We start from the raw sequence: 21,504 nt of genomic DNA, 5'->3' as shown, positions 1-21,504 counted from the left end.
GGCACGTGGTTCATGCGTGCCTCCGGTATCCTTGGGGCCAGGGGAAACAGGAAGACACGCGGCATGCAGTTCACCATTACAGCCGACCATCCAAGCCTGCCCGGGCATTTTCCCGGCCATCCGATCGTGCCCGGCGTGGTGCTGCTGGACCGCGTGCTGGAAGCGATCGAGCTTGACCACATGCCGCTGCCGGCATTGCGCCTGCCGCAGGTGAAATTCCTCAAGCCGCTGCTGCCGGGTGAAACGGCGCGCGTGCGGTTGCAGGGTGAGTCGCCACGCTGGCGCTTCCAGGTACTGCGCGGTGAAGAGGTGCTGGCCAGTGGCGAAGTGGTGGCCGAAGGGTCGGCTGGCGCATGAGCGCCAACTGGAAACAGCGTCCCGAAGGTGGCGGCCGGCTTGCGCTGTGGTTGATCCGCGGGATTGCCCGCCACGGCGGGCGTGGCATCGGCCGGGCCCTGCTGTATCCGATCACCCTGTATTTCCTGCTGGTGCGTGGGCCGGAACGGCGCGCGTCGCGTGCCTACCTGGCGCGCGTGTTCGGGCGCCCCGTCGGCGTGTGGGCGGTGGCCCGCCACATCCATACCTTTGCCGCGACCATCCTCGACCGCGTATTCCTGCTCGGTGGGCGTTTTGGTGGCTTCGACGTGCGCGTCACCGGGTTGCCGGAGCTGCACGAGGTGCTGGACCGCGGGCAGGGCGTGTTGCTGTTCGGTTCGCACCTGGGCAGTTTCGAAGTGATGCGCGTGCTGGCGCAGCAGCGCCCGGACTACAAGATCCGCGTGCTCCTGGACAAGGCCCACAACCCGGCCCTGACCCAGATGCTGGATACGCTGAATCCCGAGATCGCCGCCGGCGTGATCGACGCGGGACAGGACGGTCCCTCGATTGCCATGGCCATCAAGCAGGCTACCGACGAAGGTGCGCTGGTCGCGCTGCTGGTCGACCGGGCGCGCCCCGGGGAACCGGCCTTGAACGCACAGTTCCTGGGCCGCGACGCGCCGTTCCCGACCGCGCCGTGGCTGATCGCCTCGGCCCTGAAGGTGCCGGTGGTGCTGGCCTTCGGCCTGTACCAGGGCGGCCATCGCTACCACCTGGCGTTCGAGAGCTTCAGCGACAGCATCGCCGTACCGCGCCAGCAGCGTGCGCAGGCCGTGCTCTCGCTCATCCGACGTTACGCCGCCAGGCTGGAGCATCACGCCCGTGTCGCTCCTTACAACTGGTTCAATTTCTATGATTTCTGGGGTAATGAAGATGAAGGCAGCATGCCGTCGCCCGACGACGCACCGCGCATCGTGGCGATTGATCATGCCGATGCTGACGCTGCTGTGCAGCGCCGCACTGCCGTGCGCCGCAGCGCCTGAACCTGCCGCTGCGCGCGCCGACGCGGGCTGGATCCTGCAGAAGCTGGCGCGCCCGGCGCCGATGCGCACCGCCTTCGTCGAGTTGCGTGGTTCGCCCATGCTGAAGGCGCCGTTGCGCATCGAAGGCGAATACCGGCGCCCCGACAACGACACCCTGGTGCGCGAAGTGCGCTCGCCGTACGCCGAGACCACCACCCTGCGCAACGGCCAGGCGACCCTGGCGCGGGCCGGCAAGACGTCGCGCACCTTCGCCTTGTCGCGGGTACCCGAACTGGCGGGCCTGCAGGCCAGCTTCGGCGCCCTGCTCGCCGGTGACCGTGCGTTGCTGGAACAACACTATCGCCTGAGCACCCAGGGCACGCGGCAGCAATGGACGCTGGTGCTGGTGCCGCGGGATGCGCAGGTCAAGGCATCGGTGCGTGACATCACCCTGTACGGGCGCGGCGCCGAGCTGCGCTGCATCGAGACCCGGCCGCTCAAGGGCGACCTGCAGCGCACGCTGATGGCGGGCGCCGCCCACCAGGCTGCCAAGGCCACCACCGCCACCGCACTGGCCGCCTTGTGCCGCGCCGGTAACGCGTCCTGATGCCGGCCGCGCGCAGGCGTATCGCGCTGGCCTTGCTGTGGCTGGCGCTGCTGGCGCTGGCCGGCTGGGCGATCAGCCAGCGGCTGCAACTCAGCGGCGACCTGCGCAAGTTCATGCCCGCCGCCGAGACTCCGGCGCAGAAGCTGCTTATCGACGAACTGGGCGAAGGCCCCGGCTCGCGCCTGCTGCTGATGTCGATTGCCGGCGCCGACGCTGCCACGCTCGCGGCGCAGTCGCAGGCCCTGCGCGAGGCGCTCGCGGCCAGGCCGGAATTCGCGCTGGTCGCCAACGGCGGCGATGCCAGCCTGGACGCTATTCCCGAACGCCTGCGCCCGTATCGCTACCTGCTGACCGACACTTTCGACCGGCAGCCCTTGGATGCGGCCTTCCTGGGCGAGGAGCTGGACGCGCGCGTGCAGGACCTGGGCTCGCCGGCGGCGGCGTTGATCGAACCCCTGCTGCCTTCCGATCCGACCCTGGAAACGCTGAAACTGGCCGAAAGCTGGCAACCCGCCAATGCGCCGCAGCGACTGCACGAGGTGTGGTTCGACCGTGCCGGCGGCAAGGCCTTGCTGGTTGCGCAGACACGCGCGGCGGGTTTCGACCCGACCGGGCAACAGCTGGCGGTGGATGCCATCCATGCCGATTTCGCCAGGGTTTCAGCAGGCACGAAAAGCGAACTGGTACTGACCGGTCCGGGTGCGTTCTCGGTCGAGATCGGCGGACGCACCGCCGCCGAGGCGCAATGGATCGGACTGGTCGACACCATCGGGCTGATCCTGTTGCTGTGGGTCGCCTACCGCAGCTGGAAGATGCCGATCCTCGGCGCCCTGCCGCTGGCCACCGCAGGCCTGGCTGGCCTGGCGGCGGTGGTGCTGGGATTTGACGGCGTGCATGGCATCACCGTCGCCTTCGGCTTCACCCTGATCGGCGTGGTGCAGGATTATCCGATCCACCTTTTCAGCCACCAGCGGCCGGGCATTTCGCCGTGGGCCAATGCGCGTTCGTTGTGGCCGACCCTGGCCACCGGCGTGGTGTCCACCTGCATTGCCTATGTCACCTTCCTGTTTTCCGGCGTCGACGGCCTCAAGCAACTGGCGGTGTTCACCATCGCCGGGCTGGGCGCGGCGGCAATCAGCACGCGTTTCCTGCTGCCTGGCCTGATCGATCCTGCCCCGCGGGATTTCGCCGACTCGCCGTTCCTGGCGCGCCTGTGGCAGCGCATTGCCAGGCTGCCCCGGCCGAAGTGGTCGCTGGGCGTGCTGGCTCTGGTGGCAGTGGCCGTGATCGCGTTCGCACCCGGCCAGCTGTGGCAGAACGATCTTTCGAAACTGACGCCGGTTCCCGCTGATGCGCTGGCGCGCGACGCCGTCTTGCGCGACGAGCTGGGCGCGCCGGATGTGCGCTACGTGCTTACCCTGGCCGGCGCCTCCGAAGACACCGTGTTGCAGGCTTCGGAAAGCCTGCGCCCCGCGCTCGATCGATTGGTAGCGAGCGGCGCGCTGGGCGGCTACGACATGGCGGCGCGCTACCTGCCCAGCGCATCGGCGCAGCGCGCGCGCCAGGCCAGGTTGCCGGCCGCGCCGCAGATGCAGGCGCTGCTGGCCGGGGTGGTGCAGGCTTCACCTTTCAATGCGGACGCGTTTGATCCTTTCCTGGCCGACGTGGAGCTGGCGCGTCGCGCGCGGCCGCTGGTGCGGGCCGACCTGGCCGGCACGCCGTTGGCCGCCAGCGTCGACGGCCTGCTGCTGGGCACCAGCGGGCACCTGACCGCGCTGGTGTCGCTCAACGGCCTGCAGGATCCGGCTGGCGTCGCCCGGGTGGCGGCAGACCACGGCGCGCAGTTGCTGGACATGAAGGAAGCGTCCGAATCACTGGTCGCCGCCTACCGCGGCCGGGTGCTGGCCGCGCTCGGCGTGGCCGCGATCCTGCTCACGCTGACGGTATGGGCTTCACTGCGACAACCGCGGCGGGTCTGGCGGGTGTTGTTGCCAATGGCGCTGACCACCCTGCTGATCCTGGCCGTGCTGCGCGGTGTCGGCGTCGAGCTCAACCTGTTCCATCTGGTCGCGCTGATCCTGGCGGCCGGCCTGGGCCTGGATTACGCGCTGTTCTTCGACCACGCCGGCGAGGACCGCGCCGACCAGCTGCGTACCTTGCACGCGCTGATCGTGTGCAGCCTGATGACCCTGCTGGTGTTCAGCCTGCTGGCCCTGTCCTCGATTCCGGTGCTGCGCGCCATCGGCACCACGGTGGCGCTGGGTGTGCTGCTCAACTTCGTGCTGGCACTGCTGGTATCACGGCAAGCGGTGAGCGAGGAAAGCAATGCTGTCGCGTGAGCAGATCGAAGCGCTGATTCCGCACAAGGGCAAGATGTGCCTGTGGGACGAAGTGCTGGCATGGGATGCGGGCAGCGTGCACCTGCGCGCCCGGAATCACCTCGATCCCGAGCATCCTCTGCGCTCGCGCGGTCGCTTGCATGCCGTGCACCTGTGCGAATACGGCGCGCAGGCGATGGCGGTGCATGGCGGCTTGCGCGCGCAGCACGGCGGCGACCCGGCCCGGCCCGGCATGCTGGTCGCCTTGCGCGGCGTGCAGTTGCACTGCGCGGAGCTGGACGGACTGGCGGGCTGGATCGAATGCGTGGCCGACGTGCTGGTGGAAGGCGAAGGCAGCCAGCAGTATGCATTCCGTATTTCGCACGCCGGCAAGTTGCTGGCCGAAGGCCGCGCTGCCGTGATGCTGCAAGCTCCTGAGCAGAATCCCCGCGGGTAATCCAAGCCAATACGCAAGGACAGAGCAATGAACCAGCCGAGCAAGCGTGCAATCGTCACTGGCGGAAGCGGTGACCTGGGCGGCGCGATCAGCCGCCGGCTGGCCGCCGATGGCCTGCATGTGATCGTCCACGCCAATGGCAACCTGGCGCGCGCCGCAGCCGTGGTCGCGGACATCCAGGACGCGGGGGGCAGCGCCGAAGCGGTCGCCTTCGATGTCGCCGACGGCGATGCCGCGCGCGTCGCGATCGATTCGCTGCTCGCGGCCGGGCCCATCCAGGTCGTCGTCAACAACGCCGGCATCCACGACGACGGCCCCATGGCCGGCATGTCGCAGGCGCAGTGGAAGCGGGTGATCGACGTGTCGCTGCACGGCTTCTTCCACGTCACCCAGCCGCTGCTGCTGCCGATGGCGCGCACGCGCTGGGGCCGCATCGTCAGCATTTCCTCGGTGGCCGGCGTGCTTGGCAACCGCGGCCAGACCAACTACGCCGCGGCCAAGGCCGCGCTGCACGGCGCGTCCAAGTCGCTGGCGCGCGAGATGGCCGCGCGCAACATCACCGTCAACGTGGTCGCGCCCGGCGTGATCGCGGGCAGCATGGCCGACGACACCTTTCCGGCCGAGATGATCAAGCAGATCGTGCCGGCCGGGCGTGCGGGCAAGCCCGAGGAAGTGGCCGCGCTGGTGGCCTTCCTGTGCGGCAGTGATGCGGGCTACATCAATGGGCAGGTGATCGGGATCAATGGGGGAATGGGTTAGTTTTCCATCAGGGGAACAGCGGGCAGTCGATCCGGATCAGTGGTAGTGGCGGTCGTTCTGCATCAGAAGGCCCTCCGGCCGCAGAAAAATACGGGTCGTCATCCCGGCGCATGCCGGGATCCAACCTTCCCTGATGGGGTGCATCCACAGCCAGTGGCAAGGACGTGGGGTTACGGTCCCCCGTCCCTAGATTGCGACACGGACAGTTGGATCCCGGCATGCGCCGGGATGACGGTCGAGTTTTATCCGCAGCCTGACTGCCTGTGGTCAAACCAGGCTGGGATAGAGGTCCAGCCAATGGGGATTGCATGCCTCGATCAACTCGATCTTGCGTATGCGCCGCCATTCCTTGATGGACTTCTCGCGCGCAATGGCCTCGGCCATGGTCGAGTGGAACTCGAACCAGACCAGCGTGTGCACGCGGTACTTCTTGGTGAACCCTTCGGTCAGACCTTCGCGGTGTTGTGAAATCCGCGCGAGCAGGTTGGCGGTCACGCCCGCATACAGGGTGCCGTTGCGGCCGCTTGCCAGCAGATAGACGCAGGGTTGTTTCCTGGACATCCTTGTCCCGATAGCTGGATCCCGGCGTTCGCCGGGATGACGACCTAATTTTTCAGCCTGCGACCAAAACTGGTTTCCATTCCCCTAGGCCGCGTCGGCATACCAGACCGGCGCCAGCGAGGTCTCGGTGCCGCTTGAATCCTGCAGTAATTCATCCAGCCCGTGGCCGTCGATGGCCGGATGCTCGCCACGTGCCCGTCCCAGTATTTCCCGGGCCAGCCATTCCATGCGCGCCACGTTGTCGGCGATGCGCTGGATGAAACCGGCGTCGTCCAGCGTGTCGAGCAGCGCGCGGTTCATTTCATGGAACCATTGGATCTCGTACTGGTTGAGGAAACGCGCGTCCGGCGTCAGCGGCGCGGTGTTGCATTCACCCCATTCGCGCAGCAGCGCCTGCACCGACAGGTTGAGCTGGCGGCCGCGCAGGAATTGCGGGCGCAGCTTGCCGATCAGGTTGATGTCGGTGAGGCGTTCACCGAAGAACAACGGCGCCAGCAGCGCCCAGTAATAGGTGTAGTCCCAGATCACCTTGACCGGCATCACCTGGGCATCGCCGAACAGCGGGTACTGGTCCTGATACAGCGTCAGCGTGTTCTCGTAGAACGAGAAATACATCTGCTGGTAGATGTCGGCGTAGGGCGCGAACGACTGTCCGGCGCGGTCCTTGCCGATCAGGTCGCAGATGAAGGTGTTGCTCATGGCGATGAAGTCGCTGCCTGGCGAATAGAACGGATCCAGGAACAATCCGGCCTCGCCGGTCAGCGCCCAGCGGTCGCCACTGAACACCTGCTTGCAGCCATAGGAGAAGTGGCGCAGGAACAGGAAGTCCTGCAACTTGTGTTCGGGTTTTTCCAGCGAGCGCGCGACCTGCGGCTGGTGTTCGTGCACCCAGGCCATCGCCTTCTCGAAGGTGTTCATGGTCTCCAGCGGATGCATCTTGGCGTCGCAGACGATGCCCAGCGAATGGGCGCCGGACGACAGCGGGATCAGCCAGAACCAGTACCCCGGCCCGCACATGTGGTTGGTCGAGCGCCAGCGGTCCGGCGGCGTGCAGCGCGCCAGCCATTGCGGGTCGTCGGACCACTGGTTGGGATCGACGAAACCATCCACGCGCCACCACACCGCATTGGCGTCGTGGCCGTTGCTCTGGGCCAGGTCGAGCTTGCGCTTGATCAGGCCGGCGCGGCCGGCGGCGTCGACTACCCAGCGCGCCGCGACCGTGCTTTTTTCGCCGGCATGCTCGAAGGTCACCGCGTGCGGCTGCTCCTGCTGGTCCAGCTCGATGCCGCGCACCACCGCGCCGTCGCGGAAATCCACGCCCAGCGCACGCGCCTGTTCGCCGAGGAAATTCTCGAAGCGGCCGCGGTCCAGCTGCCACGAAGGCGCCGGCAGCAGTTTGCTGACGCCGAGCTCGGTGCAGCGGTCGATGTCCTCGCGGCCTTCGGAAAAGAAGAAGCGGAAGCCGAACTTGCGGATCTGCTCGGTTTCCAGGTGTTCGCGGAACCCGAGCACGCTGGCGAAGTAGTGCGCGCCGATCTCCACCGTTGATTCGCCGACCTTGAAGGCCGCCTCGCGCACCGGATGGGCGCGGCGTTCCAGCACGGTGACCGCGATGCCGGGATCGCGCTGCTTCAGCTGGATGGCCAGGCTGAGGCCGGCAAGGCCGCCACCCAGGATCACGACGTCGGTGGCGGCTTCTTTCATATGGGTTTCCGGCTCTCTGCGCGGTTGGGGGAATGGCCGAACTCACCGCTGGGGTCGTCGATGAGCGGGGGGTTGGCCTGGATGCTGCGATACACCGCGGGCAGTCCACCGTAGCGCACGGCCTGGATGACGATGTGACTGGTGATGCGGTACAGGTCCAGCAGGGGCCGGAAGTGGCTGGCGCGGAACTGCTCGTCGCAGCCGGCGGCGCGGTAGCGCGACTCGATCGGCACCGATACGCAGCGGGTGCCCAGCCGGCGCGCCGCGGAAATCACGATCTGCGCCTCGAAGGCGAAATTCTCGCCGGGGATATCGTCCAGCGCGATCACTTCAGCCGGGTAGAAGCGCTGGCCGCTCTGGCTGTCGGTGATCTGGTAGCCGGTACCCCAGGCAAGTCCCCAGTCGCCGAACTGGTTGGCCAGGCGCCGGTAGGTCGGTTGCGAGGCGCGCTTGCGCAGGCGCGCGCCGATGATGATGCATCCCGGGTGGCGGTTGGCCGACTCCAGCAGGCGCGGCAGGTCGGCGGCGCGGTGCTGGCCGTCGCCATCCATGGTCAGCACGCCGCGCATGCCGCGTTGGCGGGCTTCGCGGAAACCGCTGCGCAGCGCCTCGCCCTTGCCCATCCGCCGCGGATGTCGGATCAGGATCACCGGCAGGTCGCCGATGCATTCGTGGGTGCCATCGCTGGAACCGTCGTCGACCACGATGACGTTCGCGGATTGCTCCAAGGCGGCAAGCACCACTTCGCGGATCCGCAGCGCCTCGTTCAATGCGGGGATCAGCACGGCGACGTTGTCGCGCTGCAGGCGGTGGGACTCAGTCATATTCGATTTCCACCGCCAGTACCCTGCCCGGTCCCGCCAGCAGTTGGGTGCGCGCCTCGCGTCGTGCCAGTGCCTCGAACAGCGGCAGCATCGGCAGCATTGCATTGCCGGCCAGCAGGCGGGCCAGCGCGCCTGGCCCGGGCGCGGCTTCTGCGCCGGCTTCGGACAGCCAGGCGCGTAACCGGGGCTGGCCGGGAACGGCCTCGCGACTGAGGACCAGCGCGCCGCCCAGCAGGCCGGTGCTTTGCGAGGTGCGTGCCAGCGGCCCCATCGCCTGGCCGTCGTAGCCGACCAGCAGCACCGCCTCTTCGCCGGTGGCCAGTTGCACCATGGCCTCTAGCAGGCCCTGGGCGAAGCTGGCGTCATAGGCGCTGATGGCGGTGGCCGGGGTCATCGCGCCGGCGCCGATGGTCCAGTAGCCGGCTGCGGCGTTGTGCACCGAGTTGTGGAAGCGGGTGGGCGAAATCGCAAGTGGATCGCCGGCCAGGGTTTCGCACATGTAATGGGTGATCGGCAGGTCGCCGTGGGTGGAGGTGAACACCGACGACAGGCTCGCCGGGTCGCGCCCGGCGTCGACGCAGGCGGCCAGCGCCACGTCCAGGGCCACGGCGACGGTGTCGGGGGCGCGCCGGCGTTCGTTGGGCGCCAGCAGCTGCGGCGACGGCCGCGCGGGCGCGTCCGCGGGCAGGCTGCCGCTGGCGATGAACTCACGTGCGGCGTCCCACGAAGGCAAGCCGCGGGTCCAGAAGCCGATACCGGCAATGCCGGCGCTGAGTACGTGCGCGGTCATGCGCGGCCGAAGACCAGCGAGGCGTTGTTGCCGCCGAAACCGAAGGAATTGTTCATCGCATAGTTGATCGGGCGGCGTGCGTTGTCGAAACGGATCTGCGGGCCACAGGCCGGGTCGGGAACGCTGCTGTTGAGGATGCCAGGCAGCAGCCCGGTCTCCAGCGCCAGCAGCGCAATCACCGATTCGACGATGCCCGCCGCGCCCAGGGTGTGCCCGGTCCAGCCCTTGGTGGAACTGGCATGCAGGCCGTCGCCGAAAATAGCGGCCACGGCCGCGGCCTCGATCGAATCATTGGCCGGGGTGGCGGTGCCATGCAGGTTGAGGTAGCCGACTTCGTCCGCGTCGATGCCCGCCCGCGCCAGTGCGTCACGCATGGCCAGCTGCGCGCCCAGGCCTTCGGGATGCGGCGCTGACATGTGGTGGGCGTCGCTGGATTCGCCGTAACCGCGCAGTTGCAGCGTACCTGCCGCCGGCTGCGGGTCGGCGCGTTCGACCAGCGCGAAACCACCGGCTTCGCCCAGCGACAGTCCCACCCGGGTCACGTCGAACGGCCGGCACGGTTCCGGCGCGACCAGTTGCAGGGCGTTGAAACCGTACAGCACGCTGCCGCACAGCGTGTCCACGCCGCCGACCAGGGCGGCGTCGGCCTGCCCGGACTGGATCAGGCGCGCGGCCTGGGCGAAGACCTTGGCACTGGAGGAGCAGGCGGTGGCCACGGTGATGCACGGCCCGCCCAAGCCGGTGGCCTGGCGCACGAAATCGCCGAGCGAATGCGGCGTGTGCACGATCGGGCGGTCCAGGTCGGCGGGGAAATGGCGCGCATCGCCTTCGCCATCCAGGCGCGTATAGGCCTCTTCGCTGGCGCCGATGCTGGAAGTGGAAGTGCCCACCACCACCGCCACGCGATCGGCGCCATGCCGCGCCGTGGCCTCGGCAACGGCCTGCGGCAGGCCATCCTGCTGCAGTGCCAGCCAGGCCAGGCGGTTGTTGCGGCATTCCCAGCCGGCCAGCGGCGCGGGCAGGGGCGACTGTTCCAGCCCTTCCACGCGTCCTATCCAGCATTGCAGCCGCTCCGGACCGCCGAAATCGTTGGCCCGCAGGCCGCTGCGGCGTGCTTCCAGCGCGTCGGCCTGTGCCTGCCGGCCGCGTCCCAATGCGGTGGTCGCCGTATAGGCGCGTATCGCCAGTGCGGGCATGGGTGACGGGGACGATGGCTGCACGCGTGGTTCCGCAAAATCGAAGTGGCGGAAGTATAGCCAGTGCACCTGCGCCGGAATTTCGCAGCGGCTGAACAAGCCGCAGGACGGGTGCGTGATTCAGTGTTGTGAGCCGGGCCGCTTGGCACGGATAGCGGCGAAAACGACGCTGAAATCGCACTGCGGCCACGCCCTGATGGCTGCGCTGCGGGTTTCGCTATGCCGGCGTTTCCTCCACAATCCTCACCACCCCCAACACGCAGGGCGCGTCACGCGCGGATGCAAGCCTACGTCTACAAGAGCCAGCGCAAGTCCGACACCTTCGTCTACCTTGCCAAGCGCGATGATTTCGAATGCGTTCCCGAGTCGCTGCGCGTGCCGCTGGGCGAACTCAGCTTCGTGCTGGAAGTGGCGCTGACTCCGGAGCGCAAACTGGCGCGCGAGAACACCGAAACCGTGCGCCAGAACCTGGCAGCGCACGGCTTCCACCTGCAGTTTCCGCCGAAGATTTTCGACCTGGATGCCGGCAACGACGGGCGCACCCATGGCTAGGATGGCCTGGCTGACCCGGCATGCGAGCGGCATCGCGCTGCTGCTGGGCCTGGCGCTGGCGGCACTGACGGCCGTGGGCGGAGTGGCTGCCGTGCTGGGCGCGGTGCTGGCGCAGCCGGTGCTGGCGCTGGCGGTTTCCTGGTGGCGAGGCACCCGCCTGCGCGCCGCCGGGGCGATCACCCGCCGTGAGGGCCTGGCGCTGCTGGCGCTGTGGGCGATCGGCTTTGCAGTGGCTGCAGTGCTGGTGGCATGGCCGCTGGCGTCCCTGCGTGACAGCGGCAGCCTGCCGGCCGCGCTGGGTTTGAGCGCGGTGGCAGGCGTGCTGCTCATCGGTCTGTGGCGTACCTGGCCTTTGTGGCAGGGATTGGAACGCGAAGGCGGCACCCTGGCCGCGCACTGGCATGGACTGCCCGAGCGCGACATCCACGCCTGGCACGGCCTGGGCGTGGCCGCGCTGGTGGCGCTGGCAATCGGCCTGGGCGGCGCGCTGGCCTGGCCTGGGGTTGTGCCTGCGGGTTGGCAGGCAAGCCTGGCGGTGGTCTATGCGCTGCTGCTGCCCCCGCTGCACTGGTTGCTGCAACGCAGTTCACCGGCACGTGCGCTGCCGGTGGTGGTGATGGCGCCGGTTTCCTCTGGACATGAGGCGTTCGCGGCCGCCGTGCCGCGTGCCGAAGACCTGGACGCGTCGCTGTTTGCTGCCGCCCGCGCTGGCCGGGTCGAGCGTGCCCTCGAGTTGCTGGACGCGGGCGCCGATCCGCAGGCCGTGCCTGCCGACCCCCGCGACCAGCGCAGCCTGGCCACCCTGGCCGCGGTGCTGCCCGACCTGCGTCTGCTGCGTGCGTTGATCGGGCACGGCATCGACCTCAACCAGGCCCAGGCCGGCATGACCCCGCTGCTGGCGGCCACCCGCGACAGCTGGCATGGCCGGCCCGACGCGGTGACCACCCTGCTGGCCAATGGTGCCGACCCGCGCACGGCCGATCGCGACGGCAACACGCCCCTGCACCACGCCGCGCGCAGTTCCGACCCCGGCGTGGCGGCGCTGCTGCGCGATGCCGCCGCCGAGATCGATGCATTGAACCTGGAAGGCGTCACTCCGCTCGGCGTGGCCTGCGTTGCCGGCAACTGGCGCCTGGCCAAGTTCCTGCTTGAGCGTGGCGCCAGGCCGGAACCCGCAGGCGGACAGCCGGTCCTGCTGGCGGCGGCCGCCACCGAGGAAGACGACCCCGCCGGCGTGCAGCTGCTGCTCAAGCACAAGGCCAAGGCCGACACCCGCGACCCGCAGGGGCGCAGCGCCTTGCATGAGGCCGCGCTCGCCGGCCACGTCGACATCATCACCACCCTGCTGGCGGCCGGTGCCGATGTGCAGGGCCGCGACCACGCCGGCCGTACGTCTTTTCTGGACGCGGCCCGGGGCGGTCATGTCGCCGCGCTCGATGTACTGGCCCTGGCCGGTGCCCACCGCGATGACGAGGATGGCGAGGGCCGCAACGCGCTGATGCTGGCCTGCACCGGCGAGTCGGTGCCTGCCGCGCTGGTGCGACGCCTGCTGGAACTGGGCGTGGACCCCGATCATGCCGACCACCAGGGCAAGCGCGCAGTCGATCTTGCCGCCGAAGCCGGGCGCTGGGCCATCGTGTCGGCGCTTGATCCGGTCTATGTCCTCCCAGCGGCGGTGGCAGAAAGCGACGACGAGGTTGAAGCCGAGGGCGAACGGGTCCCGGCCGACCGTGCCCCGCTGGAACTGGTTCGCGACGGTGTGCAGGGCGATCGCTACGACGGCCTGCAAGCCCTGGCGAAACTCTGCTCGGCGCAGGAGCTGGGCAGCCTGCTGCACGATCCCGGCGTGGTGGGCGCCGCCGCCCGCGTGGAGTGGTTGCTGGCCCAGGGCGCCGCCGCCGAAGCACGCGACGACCTGGGCGACACCGCCTTGTTCGCCCTGCTAGCGCGCGGCCCCGAGGCACTGCCGGTGTTGCGCGCGCTGCTGCAGCGTGGCGTTTCGCCCGCCGGCGCCGGCGGCCTGTCGCGCTTCCTGGCCGCCAGCCTGCATGGCAATCCCTCGATGCAGGGTGCCGAGGCGTTCGCGCTGGAAATGCTCGAGCGCGGCGCCGATCCCTTCGCACCCACCCAGGCCGATGATCCTGCCCTGTCGCTCGCCGTGCGGCTGGGCTGGTCGCGTCTGATCGACCGCCTGCTCGACCTGGGCGTGGACCGGGAAGCGCGTGACGGCCACGGCATGTCGGCCCTGCACCTGGCCACCGCGCTGGGCCGCGAAGTGGTGCTGAAACAACTCATCGCCAAGGGCGCCTCGCCGCATGCGCGGGCCGCCGACGGGCAGACGCCGCTGGGCGTGGCCCTGGCCAGCGGTCGCCGCGACCTGGCCGACTGGCTGGACTGGCGCGGATGGGCATTGCCCAAACGCGCGTTGCGCGCGGCCGACCTGCCGGCTGCGGCCATGGCCGGTGATGCCGACGCCGTGCGCCGCCTTCTCGACCTGGGCTTTGCGGTGGATTCACCCGACGCGCAGGGCTGTACCGCCCTGCTGCGCGCCGCCGGCGGCGGACACCGCGCCACGGTCGACCTGTTGCTCGGTCGCGGCGCCGATCCGCAGCATGCGGCCAACACCGGTGCCACGCCGCTGTCGGCGGCGGTCAGCATGCGCCAGGCCGACATCGTCCAGGACCTGCTTGCCGCCGGCGCGCAGCTTGAATACCGCCTGCCCGGCGGCGTCACCGTGCTGATGCTGGCCTCGGCCCTGGGCCTGCCCGACATCGCCGCGCGCCTGCTGACCGCTGGCGCCAACGTGCACGCCAGCGATGCGCAGGGCCTGACCCCGCTGCATTGCGCGGCGCTGTTCGGTTTCATTGCACGCGACAAGCCGCGCCTGGTCGCCCTGTTCGACACCCTGCTGCTGGCCGGCGCCGAGCCCGAACAGGTCGCCGCCGGCGCGGTGACGCCGCTGCTGTTGCTGCTGGGCGCGCGCGCCGAGCCCGGCACGTCCTGCGACGAGGAAGTGGTACTGGCCGCGCTGGAACGCCTGCTGGATGAAGAGGTATCGCTGGACGTGCAGGATCCGCGTGGTTTCGGGCCGCTGCACCTGGCCGCCCTGCACGGCCTGCTGCGCGTGGTCCAGCGCCTGCTGCGCACCGGCGCCGACCCCGACCTGCGCGATGCGCTCAACCGCACCCCGCGCGAAGTGGCGGTGATGCGTGGCTTCGTCGACGTGGCCGCCGAGTTCTCGCCGGTGGTGCCGGGTGCCTCGATGGCCAGGTTCCTGCGCGAGCCGCGGTAAACGCAGGGCGGGTCTTGACCCGCCATTGCCATGCCGGCACCGTGCCTCGCCACCTAGCGAACAAACCATGTCGCGGCCACAGCCCAACCATTGCCATGCCGGGACACGTCTCGGTACACGGCAAACGCGCTAACCAAGCCAGGCGATTCCGTTTTGTTGCCGTCGGTAATTGACGGATGGCAATGGCGGGTCAAGACCCGCCCTACGTGGCGTCGCCTGAATCCGTCCGTGGGGGTGGTTTCGCTTTGTTGCCGTCGGTGGTGACCGATGGCAATGGCGGGCCCGGGCCCGCCCTACGCGGGTTTGGTCGCTTCGTCTGGGTCCAGCTCATCGGTGTCGCTGACGTCGGCCTCGAACAGTTTTTCCAGGTCCTGGCGCGCGTCGCGTGCGGTCTGCACCACGGCCGCGTCGTCGTCATAGACCAGGTGCTGGGCGCGCAGCAGTTTCTCGTCGTGGGCGCGGAACCGGCGCACGTGGTCGGCCGCCATCTCCGGCGACAGGCCCAGCGCCACCAGCACCTGCTCGCCCATCTCGATGCTGGAACCAAAGGTCTCGCGGAAGGCTTCTGCGCCCAGGTCCATCAACCGCCAGGCATGCTGGCGGTTGCGTGCGCGCGAGAAGATCATCGCCTTGGGATACATGCGCCGGATCAGGCGCGTGGCCTTGATGTTGGTCTCGGTGTCGTCCACCGCGATCACGAACGCCTTGACGTGCTGGGCGCCGGCCGCGCGCAACAGCTCCGGCCGGGTCGGGTCGCCGAAATAGATGCGGCTGCCGAAGCGGCGCATGTCCTCGACCTGTTCGGGGCTGTGTTCCAGGGCCACGAACGGAATGCGCTGGGCGGTGAGCAGGCGCGCCACGATCTGCCCGAACCGGCCCATGCCGGCGATCAGAACCTGCGGCTGCAGGTCGCCTTCGTCGATCTTGTCGAATTCCCGGGTCGCCGCCGGCTTCTTGCCCTTCAGCAGCAACTTCGACATCGCGATCAGCAGCAACGGCGTCATCGCCATCGACACGCCCACGATGGCCACCAGCCGGTCGCGCGTCGCGTCCTCCAGCAGGCCCACGCGCACCGCCTCGCTGAACACCACGAAGGCGAACTCGCCGCCCAACCACAACACCCCCGCGAGCATCAGTGCCGAGCGCACCGGCAACCGGCCCGGCCAGCGCCCGATCAGGAACAGCAGGGTAAACTTGACCAGCAGCAGGGACGCGACCCCGCCGGCGATGAGCAGCGGTTCGGCCATCACCCGGTCGACGTCGATGTCCATGCCCACGGCAATGAAGAACAGGCCCAGCAGCAGGCCCTTGAAGGGCTCGATCTGCGACTCGAGTTCATGCCGGAATTCGGAATCCGACAGCAGCACGCCGGCCAGGAACGCGCCCAGTCCGGCGCTCAGTCCGGCCAGCTGCATGAACCAGGCTGTGCCCAGCAGCACCAGCAGCGCACTGGCGGTGAATACCTCGGGCATGCGCGTACGCGCCACCACGCGGAACATCTGCCGCAGGAACAGGCGCCCGCCCAGGACGACCACCGCGATCGCGCCCACCGCCTGCAGCACCATGGTCCAGGTCAGGGTCTCGTTCTTGGCCCCGGCCAGCAACGGTATGGCGGCCAGCAGCGGGATCGCGGCCAGATCCTGGAACAGCAGGATCGCGAAGGCCAGGCGTCCGTAGTCGCTTTGCAGTTCCTTGCGTTCGGACAGCAGCTGCAGGCTCACCGCGGTGGAGGACAGCGCCAGGCCCAGGCCGACCACCAGCGAAGTCTTCCAGTGCAGGTCCAGGACCATGAACAACGCCCCCAGCACCGCCGTGCTGAGCAGCACCTGCAGCCCGCCGGCGCCGAAGATCGGCTTGCGCATCAGTTTCAGGCGCGAGGGCGACAGTTCCAGCCCGATCACGAACAGCATCATCACCACGCCGATCTCGGCCGCATTGATGATGCGGTCCGCATCGCGGACCAGCCCCAGCCCGTCCGGTCCCAGGGTTACGCCGGCCACCAGGTAGGCCAGCACCGCGCCCAGCCCGAAACGCTTGAACAACGGTACCGCCAGCACTGCCGCCAGCAGGAATACCAAGGCCAATTCAAGACCACTGCCGTGCATGCGCGCACCTCCGTGCCGGCATTATGAGGGGCAGACGCCGCTTGCTCGCCCCACATGTCTGCCTCCCGTATTCCGCCACGAAACCCGAAGCCGGCGATTCACCGCAATCCCGAGTCCTCCCTGGAAGGTGGACTGAGGCGGGTCGACCCTCCGCAAAGTGGGGGTTGGTTGCGTTCATGCCAGCGACGGCTAGACTCCGCCAAACCTCCCAAAACCAAGGAAGCCCGCATGAAGACCTGGAGTGTCGCCCTGTTGTTCGCTTTGCTGCCCTTCGCCGCGCACGCCGTCAGCCGCGCGGAAACTCTCAGGCAGGTGGAGTCGAGCATGCTGGTCAAGGGCACCATCGAGACCAGCGTCGATGGCAGCGTGACCTCGGTCCTGCTGGATCAGCCGGAGAAATTCCCGGCCGGGCTGGTCGACTTCGTGCAGAAGCAGGTCATGGCGTGGAAGTTCGAACCGGTCATCGTCGACGGCGAAGCGAGGCGCGCGCGCAGCCCGATGAGCATGCGCGTGGTGGCACGCGCGCAGGGCAAGGACAGCTACGTCATCTCCATCCGCAACGCCAGTTTCCATGACGACAAGCCCAGGGAAGGGGAGGCGATTTCCCGACTCAGCACAAGGGCTCCGCGCTACCCCGAGCCGGTCCTGCGCAGTGGAGCGCAGGGCACGGTCTATGTCGTGGCGAAAATCGAAAAGGACGGCCGCGTCTCCGATGCAGTGGTCGAACAGGTCAACCTGCGCACCATCGGTACCCGGAACGAGATGGCCGCGTGGCGCAAGGCGTTGGGTGACGCCACCCTGCAGGCGGTGCGGGATTGGAAATACAAGCCGCCGGTCAAGGGCGACCTGGCGGACGACGAATACTGGCAGGTGCGGGTGCCGGTGGATTTCAAGATGGACAACCACCGCTATGTGTACGGCAAATGGGAAACGTACATCCCGGGTCCGCGCCAGACCCTGCCCTGGGCATCGGAGCAGGAGCGGCCTGGATTCTCTCCGGACTCGCTCGCCGAGGGCGGGGATTACCTGATCGGCCAGGACCACGGCCCGAAGTTGCTCACCCCGCTGGGCGGGACCTGATGGCCTGAGGGTACGGGTAACAAAGAGCCCCGCAATGCGGGGCTGTTTTTTTTGGGCCAGGCCGGTCGTCGCCGGTATTTGCCCGCCGTCCTTGTTGAAGGCATGATCCGGTGGCCGCGGCAGGACACGCGCAGGCAAGGACAGCAGGAGCTTTCCCTTTCGACAAGGAGTCGATGCAATGGATGCAGCAGTCGAATCAGCCCGCACCACGGACGACGTCGCGGCCCATACCGGGCCACTCCCGCGCCGCTACGCCGGCCAGGGTCCTCTCTCGGACCTCCAGCCTTACGCCGCGCTCTTGCCTGCCGACCAAGCCTGGTCTAGCGCCACGGTGCTGCGCGCGCTGGTCGCCGATGCACTGCAACGCAACGGCCTGGTCGTGGACGAAGACACGCTGGAAGCCACGATTGCCGCGGGGAGTGGTCCCGGTGGCGCGCTGGCCGGCCTTGCACCCGCCTGGAAACTGCATGCGGGCGAAACCCGTTCCGATGGGCGCATGGCACCACCTTTCCACGGCTACGCAGTAGCGATTCCGTCTGCGCTGCAGGCCTCGCTGCTCGACTACGCCACGCAGTGGTCGATGCAGCGCGATGCACGGCCGGCAGCCCCGGTCACTGGCGCGCTGGTTGAACTCAAGGGCCTGGCGCGCAACGACGGCCAGCGCGATGTGTTCGAAACACTGGAAGCACTGCAGGCCGCCATCGAGAGTGGCAACGTTGCCCATCGGAATGGCAAATCGCCCGATGCGGCGGCACTGGCGGCGGTGCTTGAATTCGCCACACGCACCGGCCGCGAACGCGAAGCGGCGAAGATCCTGGAACGCTACAGCGCGATCAGGCATGTCGCCAAGGAAGCAAGGGACCTCGGCGAGAACGCCGGACGCGTCTTCAACGGGCGCGACCCACTGACCGGCAAGGCGTTGAACACAGACCAGCGCGTGGACGCAGCCTTTGACCTGCTCAACGGCGGCTTCACCCTGGCGGGCAATGCGGGAAGCGTGGCCTTGATGATGGGCGCGCGCAATGCAGGACTGGTCGGCGCGGTCATCGGAGTGGCCCCGGTCGGCATCGCCATCGTCGCCTTCGCCGCCGGCGCCTACCAGTTGATCAGGCACGCGCGCGAGGCCCTGCTTGCCCCGCGCTGGGATGAGTTCCGTGAACGCTTTCCCTTCGCCATCGGCATGGAACCGAAGCAGGCGATCAATGGGGTGATGCGGCAGATCGCAGGCATGCCGACGGACGCCGGCAACGCGCTGTCCACCGCCACGCGCGTGCTCGAGGGTCTGGGCCAGAACGCGGAAACACGCGGGCGTTTCCTGGCTTTCCTCAGGCAGAAAGTCGATCCCGATTCGCTGGTCGATGCGCTGGCATCGGGCAAGGGGCTGGATCGGCTGGGCGCGGAGCAGGCCATGCAGCTGGCGCAGGCGGCGAAGGGCTCGACCAAGGACTTCCTCGACCTGGAACTCAAGGACGTCAAACGCTACGTGCGCGATCGCGACGGCGAACGCGAGCGTGGCGCCTATCTGTTGCCTGTCACTGCGCAGCCACGGGGCAACCGCAACGCCGACCAAACCGGTGGCGCGATCGAGGAGGGATTGCGTGCCGCCGTCATCCTCAGCAGCGGCGCGCATGTATTGAACGGCCTGTACAAGGACCTGCTCGGCAAGGTCCAGGCCAGCGGAGCTGCCAGCAAGCTCGATGCCCGGCAGCAGGAGAACCTGGCCGCCGCCCTGGTGCCACTGGCACGCGAGGGTGGATTGAGCCGCGTCGACCACCTGCTCCTGAGCCGCGACGGCAGCAAGGTCTTCGCCGTGCAGGGCGATCCGAAATCACCGGCGGCGCAGATCGTGTCGGTGGAAGTGGCGTCGGCTTCACGGCAGACAGTGGAGGCCAGCAGCCAACTGGTTGCGCGCGGTATTGCCAATGCGGAACCACCCTCCCAGGCCACGCAGGTTCCCGGCGGACGCGGCCTCTGACTACGGCGTCGCGACTGCGCGGGCCTGAATGAAAAACGCCCCGCGATGCGGGGCGTTTTCTTCTCTTCCAGCAGGCCGGACTCAGCGCCGCATCGAACTGAAGAACTCGTCGTTGGACTTGGTGTTCTTCATCTTGTCGAGCAGGAATTCCATCGCGGTGATCTCGTCCATCGGGTGCAGCAGCTTGCGCAGGATCCAGATCTTCTGCAGCAGCTCAGGTTCGATCAGCAGGTCCTCGCGGCGGGTGCCGGAGCGGTTGATGTCGATAGCCGGGTACACGCGCTTCTCGGCGATACGGCGATTCAGGTGCACTTCGCTGTTGCCGGTGCCCTTGAACTCTTCGTAGATCACCTCGTCCATCTTGCTGCCGGTTTCCACCAGTGCCGTGGCGATGATGGTCAGCGAGCCGCCTTCCTCGACATTGCGCGCCGCGCCGAAGAAACGCTTCGGGCGATGCAGGGCGTTGGCGTCGACGCCGCCGGACAGCACCTTGCCGGAGCTGGGCACCACGTTGTTGTAGGCGCGGGCCAGGCGGGTGATGGAGTCGAGCAGGATCACCACGTCCTTCTTGTGCTCGACCAGGCGCTTGGCGCGCTCGATCACCATCTCGGCGACCTGCACGTGGCGCGCGGCCGGCTCGTCGAAGGTGGAGCTGATCACTTCGCCGCGCACCGTGCGCTGCATTTCGGTCACTTCTTCCGGACGCTCGTCGATCAGCAGCACGATCATGTGCACGTCAGGATGGTTGGTGGTGATCGCGGTGGCGATCTGCTGCATCAGGATGGTCTTGCCGGCCTTGGGCGGCGACACGATCAGCGCGCGCTGGCCTTTGCCCTGCGGCGCCATCAGATCCATGATCCGGCCGGAGATGTCCTCGCTGGAACCGTTGCCGCGCTCCAGGGTGAAGCGGCGGCGCGGGAACAGTGCGGTCAGGTTCTCGAACAGGACCTTGCCCTTGCTGGCCTCGATCGGCTCGCCGTTGATGGTGTCCACCACCGACAGCGCGAAGTAGCGTTCGCCGTCCTTGGGGAAACGGATGCGGCCGCTAAGGTGGTCGCCAGTACGCAGGTTGAAGCGGCGGATCTGGCTGGGCGAGATGTAGGTGTCATCCGGGCCGGCCAGGTAGCTGGCCTCGGCCGCGCGCAGGAAGCCGAAGCCGTCCGGCAGGATTTCCAGCACGCCGTCGGCGGCGACTCCTTCGCCATGGCGGGTCAGCACCTTCAGCAGGGCGAAGATCACATCCTGCTTGCGCGCGCGGGCCACGCCTTCGTGGATGCTCAGCTGCTCGGCGATATCGAGCAGCTTCTGCGCCGGCATGCGCTTGAGGTCGCTCAGCGAATACTGGGGAAAGCCTTCCGGCACGCCGGGAGCCGGACCACGCGGCACGAACACCTCATTGGCACCGTTGTCGTCCGGCAGGCCGTCGTTGCGGCCACGCGGCTGCTGCTGGTCGCGGTCGCGGCGGTTGCGGAAACGGTCGCGGCGATTGTTGCCGCCGCCGTCATTCTTCTGGAAGCGGTTCTGGTCGCCGCCGCGCGCTTCCCCACCTTGCTGGCCGCCGTGCTGGCCGCCCTGCGGATTGCCCTGCTGGCCACCCTGCGGGTTGCCTTGGGCGTTGCCGGCAGGGGAACTGGATGGGGACTGGCCGCCGTCCTGGACGTTGCCGCCCTGGAACTGCGGCTGGGACAGCGCCGGCGGCGGGGAGACCGCGGCAGGCTGCTGGGATTCGGGTCGCGGCGCTGGAGGCGCGGCGGGAGCCGGTGGGGGTGAGCTGGAAACGGGTGCCGGAGCGGCAGGTGCTTCGGAGGCCGGAGCGGCCTTGGCGACGCGCGGCTTGCGCGCACGCTTCTCGGCAGGAGCGCCGGCGTCGCCGGCTTCAGGGGTGTTGTCAGACAAAGGTGCGATTCCTCGCTAGGTGGCGAGCGCCCACGAATGCGGGCGGGG

The 21,504-nt window shown here is 68.4% G+C and carries 17 protein-coding genes; 10 read left to right on the top strand and 7 right to left on the bottom strand.

The window, feature by feature from the left end; all coding sequences use genetic code 11:
- Positions 1-63 precede the first annotated feature (63 nt).
- Genes DT603_RS15415 through fabG form a run of 6 tightly spaced genes read left to right on the top strand, consistent with a single transcriptional unit; the run spans position 64 to position 5,481 of the window.
- Complete coding sequence (locus tag DT603_RS15415) at positions 64-357, top strand: ApeI family dehydratase (RefSeq protein WP_162350877.1); 294 nt, start codon at positions 64-66, stop codon at positions 355-357.
- Positions 354-1,361, top strand: coding sequence for a lysophospholipid acyltransferase family protein (locus tag DT603_RS15410; RefSeq protein WP_162350876.1), 1,008 nt, complete (start codon positions 354-356; stop codon positions 1,359-1,361). Before DT603_RS15415 ends, DT603_RS15410 begins: the two co-directional genes overlap by 4 nt.
- Positions 1,306-1,947, top strand: coding sequence for a LolA-related protein (locus DT603_RS15405; protein WP_343037778.1), 642 nt, complete (start codon positions 1,306-1,308; stop codon positions 1,945-1,947). The genes DT603_RS15410 and DT603_RS15405 overlap by 56 nt, the downstream gene beginning before the upstream one ends.
- The gene (locus DT603_RS15400) at positions 1,947-4,286 is read left to right on the top strand and encodes an MMPL family transporter (protein ID WP_162350875.1); all 2,340 of its coding nucleotides are present in this window, start codon (positions 1,947-1,949) and stop codon (positions 4,284-4,286) included. The genes DT603_RS15405 and DT603_RS15400 overlap by 1 nt, the downstream gene beginning before the upstream one ends.
- Positions 4,273-4,722, top strand: coding sequence for a hotdog family protein (locus tag DT603_RS15395; RefSeq protein WP_162350874.1), 450 nt, complete (start codon positions 4,273-4,275; stop codon positions 4,720-4,722). Before DT603_RS15400 ends, DT603_RS15395 begins: the two co-directional genes overlap by 14 nt.
- Positions 4,723-4,749: 27 nt before the next feature.
- The gene (gene fabG / locus DT603_RS15390; protein WP_162350873.1) at positions 4,750-5,481 is read left to right on the top strand and encodes a 3-oxoacyl-ACP reductase FabG; all 732 of its coding nucleotides are present in this window, start codon (positions 4,750-4,752) and stop codon (positions 5,479-5,481) included.
- Positions 5,482-5,748: 267 nt separating this feature from the next.
- Here fabG and DT603_RS15385 read toward each other — a convergent pair whose 3' ends face one another.
- The 5 genes from DT603_RS15385 to DT603_RS15365 form a co-directional block, all read right to left on the bottom strand.
- Positions 5,749-6,042 (bottom strand): GIY-YIG nuclease family protein, encoded by a 294-nt coding sequence (locus DT603_RS15385; protein ID WP_162350872.1) that lies wholly within the window; start codon positions 6,040-6,042, stop codon positions 5,749-5,751.
- An 84-nt stretch (positions 6,043-6,126) separates the two neighbouring features.
- Entirely contained in the window at positions 6,127-7,746 is a 1,620-nt protein-coding gene (locus tag DT603_RS15380; RefSeq protein WP_162350871.1) for an NAD(P)/FAD-dependent oxidoreductase, read from the bottom strand.
- Positions 7,743-8,570: a glycosyltransferase family 2 protein gene (locus DT603_RS15375; protein ID WP_162350870.1), complete on the bottom strand. Its 828-nt coding sequence runs from the start codon at positions 8,568-8,570 to the stop codon at positions 7,743-7,745. The genes DT603_RS15380 and DT603_RS15375 overlap by 4 nt, the downstream gene beginning before the upstream one ends.
- Complete coding sequence (locus DT603_RS15370; protein WP_162350869.1) at positions 8,563-9,360, bottom strand: beta-ketoacyl synthase chain length factor; 798 nt, start codon at positions 9,358-9,360, stop codon at positions 8,563-8,565. Before DT603_RS15370 ends, DT603_RS15375 begins: the two co-directional genes overlap by 8 nt.
- Positions 9,357-10,556, bottom strand: a complete 1,200-nt coding sequence (locus DT603_RS15365; RefSeq protein ID WP_162350888.1) for a beta-ketoacyl-[acyl-carrier-protein] synthase family protein — start codon at positions 10,554-10,556, stop codon at positions 9,357-9,359. Before DT603_RS15365 ends, DT603_RS15370 begins: the two co-directional genes overlap by 4 nt.
- 279 nt (positions 10,557-10,835) lie before the next feature.
- On the opposite strand from DT603_RS15365, the gene DT603_RS15360 reads away from it, so the two are divergent.
- Complete coding sequence (locus DT603_RS15360) at positions 10,836-11,108, top strand: YcgL domain-containing protein (protein ID WP_162350868.1); 273 nt, start codon at positions 10,836-10,838, stop codon at positions 11,106-11,108.
- A gap of 1 nt (position 11,109) precedes the next feature.
- Positions 11,110-14,400: an ankyrin repeat domain-containing protein gene (locus tag DT603_RS15355; RefSeq protein WP_162350887.1), complete on the top strand. Its 3,291-nt coding sequence runs from the start codon at positions 11,110-11,112 to the stop codon at positions 14,398-14,400.
- Positions 14,401-14,693: 293 nt separating this feature from the next.
- On the opposite strand, the gene DT603_RS15350 is transcribed toward DT603_RS15355, so the two are convergent.
- Positions 14,694-16,505: a monovalent cation:proton antiporter-2 (CPA2) family protein gene (locus DT603_RS15350; RefSeq protein ID WP_162350867.1), complete on the bottom strand. Its 1,812-nt coding sequence runs from the start codon at positions 16,503-16,505 to the stop codon at positions 14,694-14,696.
- 228 nt (positions 16,506-16,733) lie between these two features.
- Between DT603_RS15350 and DT603_RS15345 the strand changes: the two genes are divergently transcribed.
- Both DT603_RS15345 and DT603_RS15340 read left to right on the top strand, forming a co-directional pair.
- On the top strand, positions 16,734-17,585 hold the full coding sequence (locus tag DT603_RS15345; protein WP_162350866.1) for an energy transducer TonB: 852 nt from the start codon (positions 16,734-16,736) through the stop codon (positions 17,583-17,585).
- A 178-nt stretch (positions 17,586-17,763) separates the two neighbouring features.
- Positions 17,764-19,560 carry an XVIPCD domain-containing protein gene (locus tag DT603_RS15340; RefSeq protein ID WP_162350865.1) on the top strand — a complete coding sequence of 599 codons (1,797 nt, stop codon included), beginning with the start codon at positions 17,764-17,766 and terminating at the stop codon, positions 19,558-19,560.
- A gap of 81 nt (positions 19,561-19,641) precedes the next feature.
- On the opposite strand, the gene rho is transcribed toward DT603_RS15340, so the two are convergent.
- Positions 19,642-21,456 (bottom strand): transcription termination factor Rho, encoded by a 1,815-nt coding sequence (rho, locus tag DT603_RS15335; RefSeq protein WP_162350864.1) that lies wholly within the window; start codon positions 21,454-21,456, stop codon positions 19,642-19,644.
- Positions 21,457-21,504 lie beyond the last annotated feature (48 nt).

Origin of the sequence: Pseudoxanthomonas gei, from assembly GCF_010119615.1 — a bacterium.
GTDB classification, from domain to species: Bacteria; Pseudomonadota; Gammaproteobacteria; order Xanthomonadales; family Xanthomonadaceae; genus Pseudoxanthomonas_A; species Pseudoxanthomonas_A gei.
This window is presented reverse-complemented; position numbering and strand designations above follow the sequence as displayed.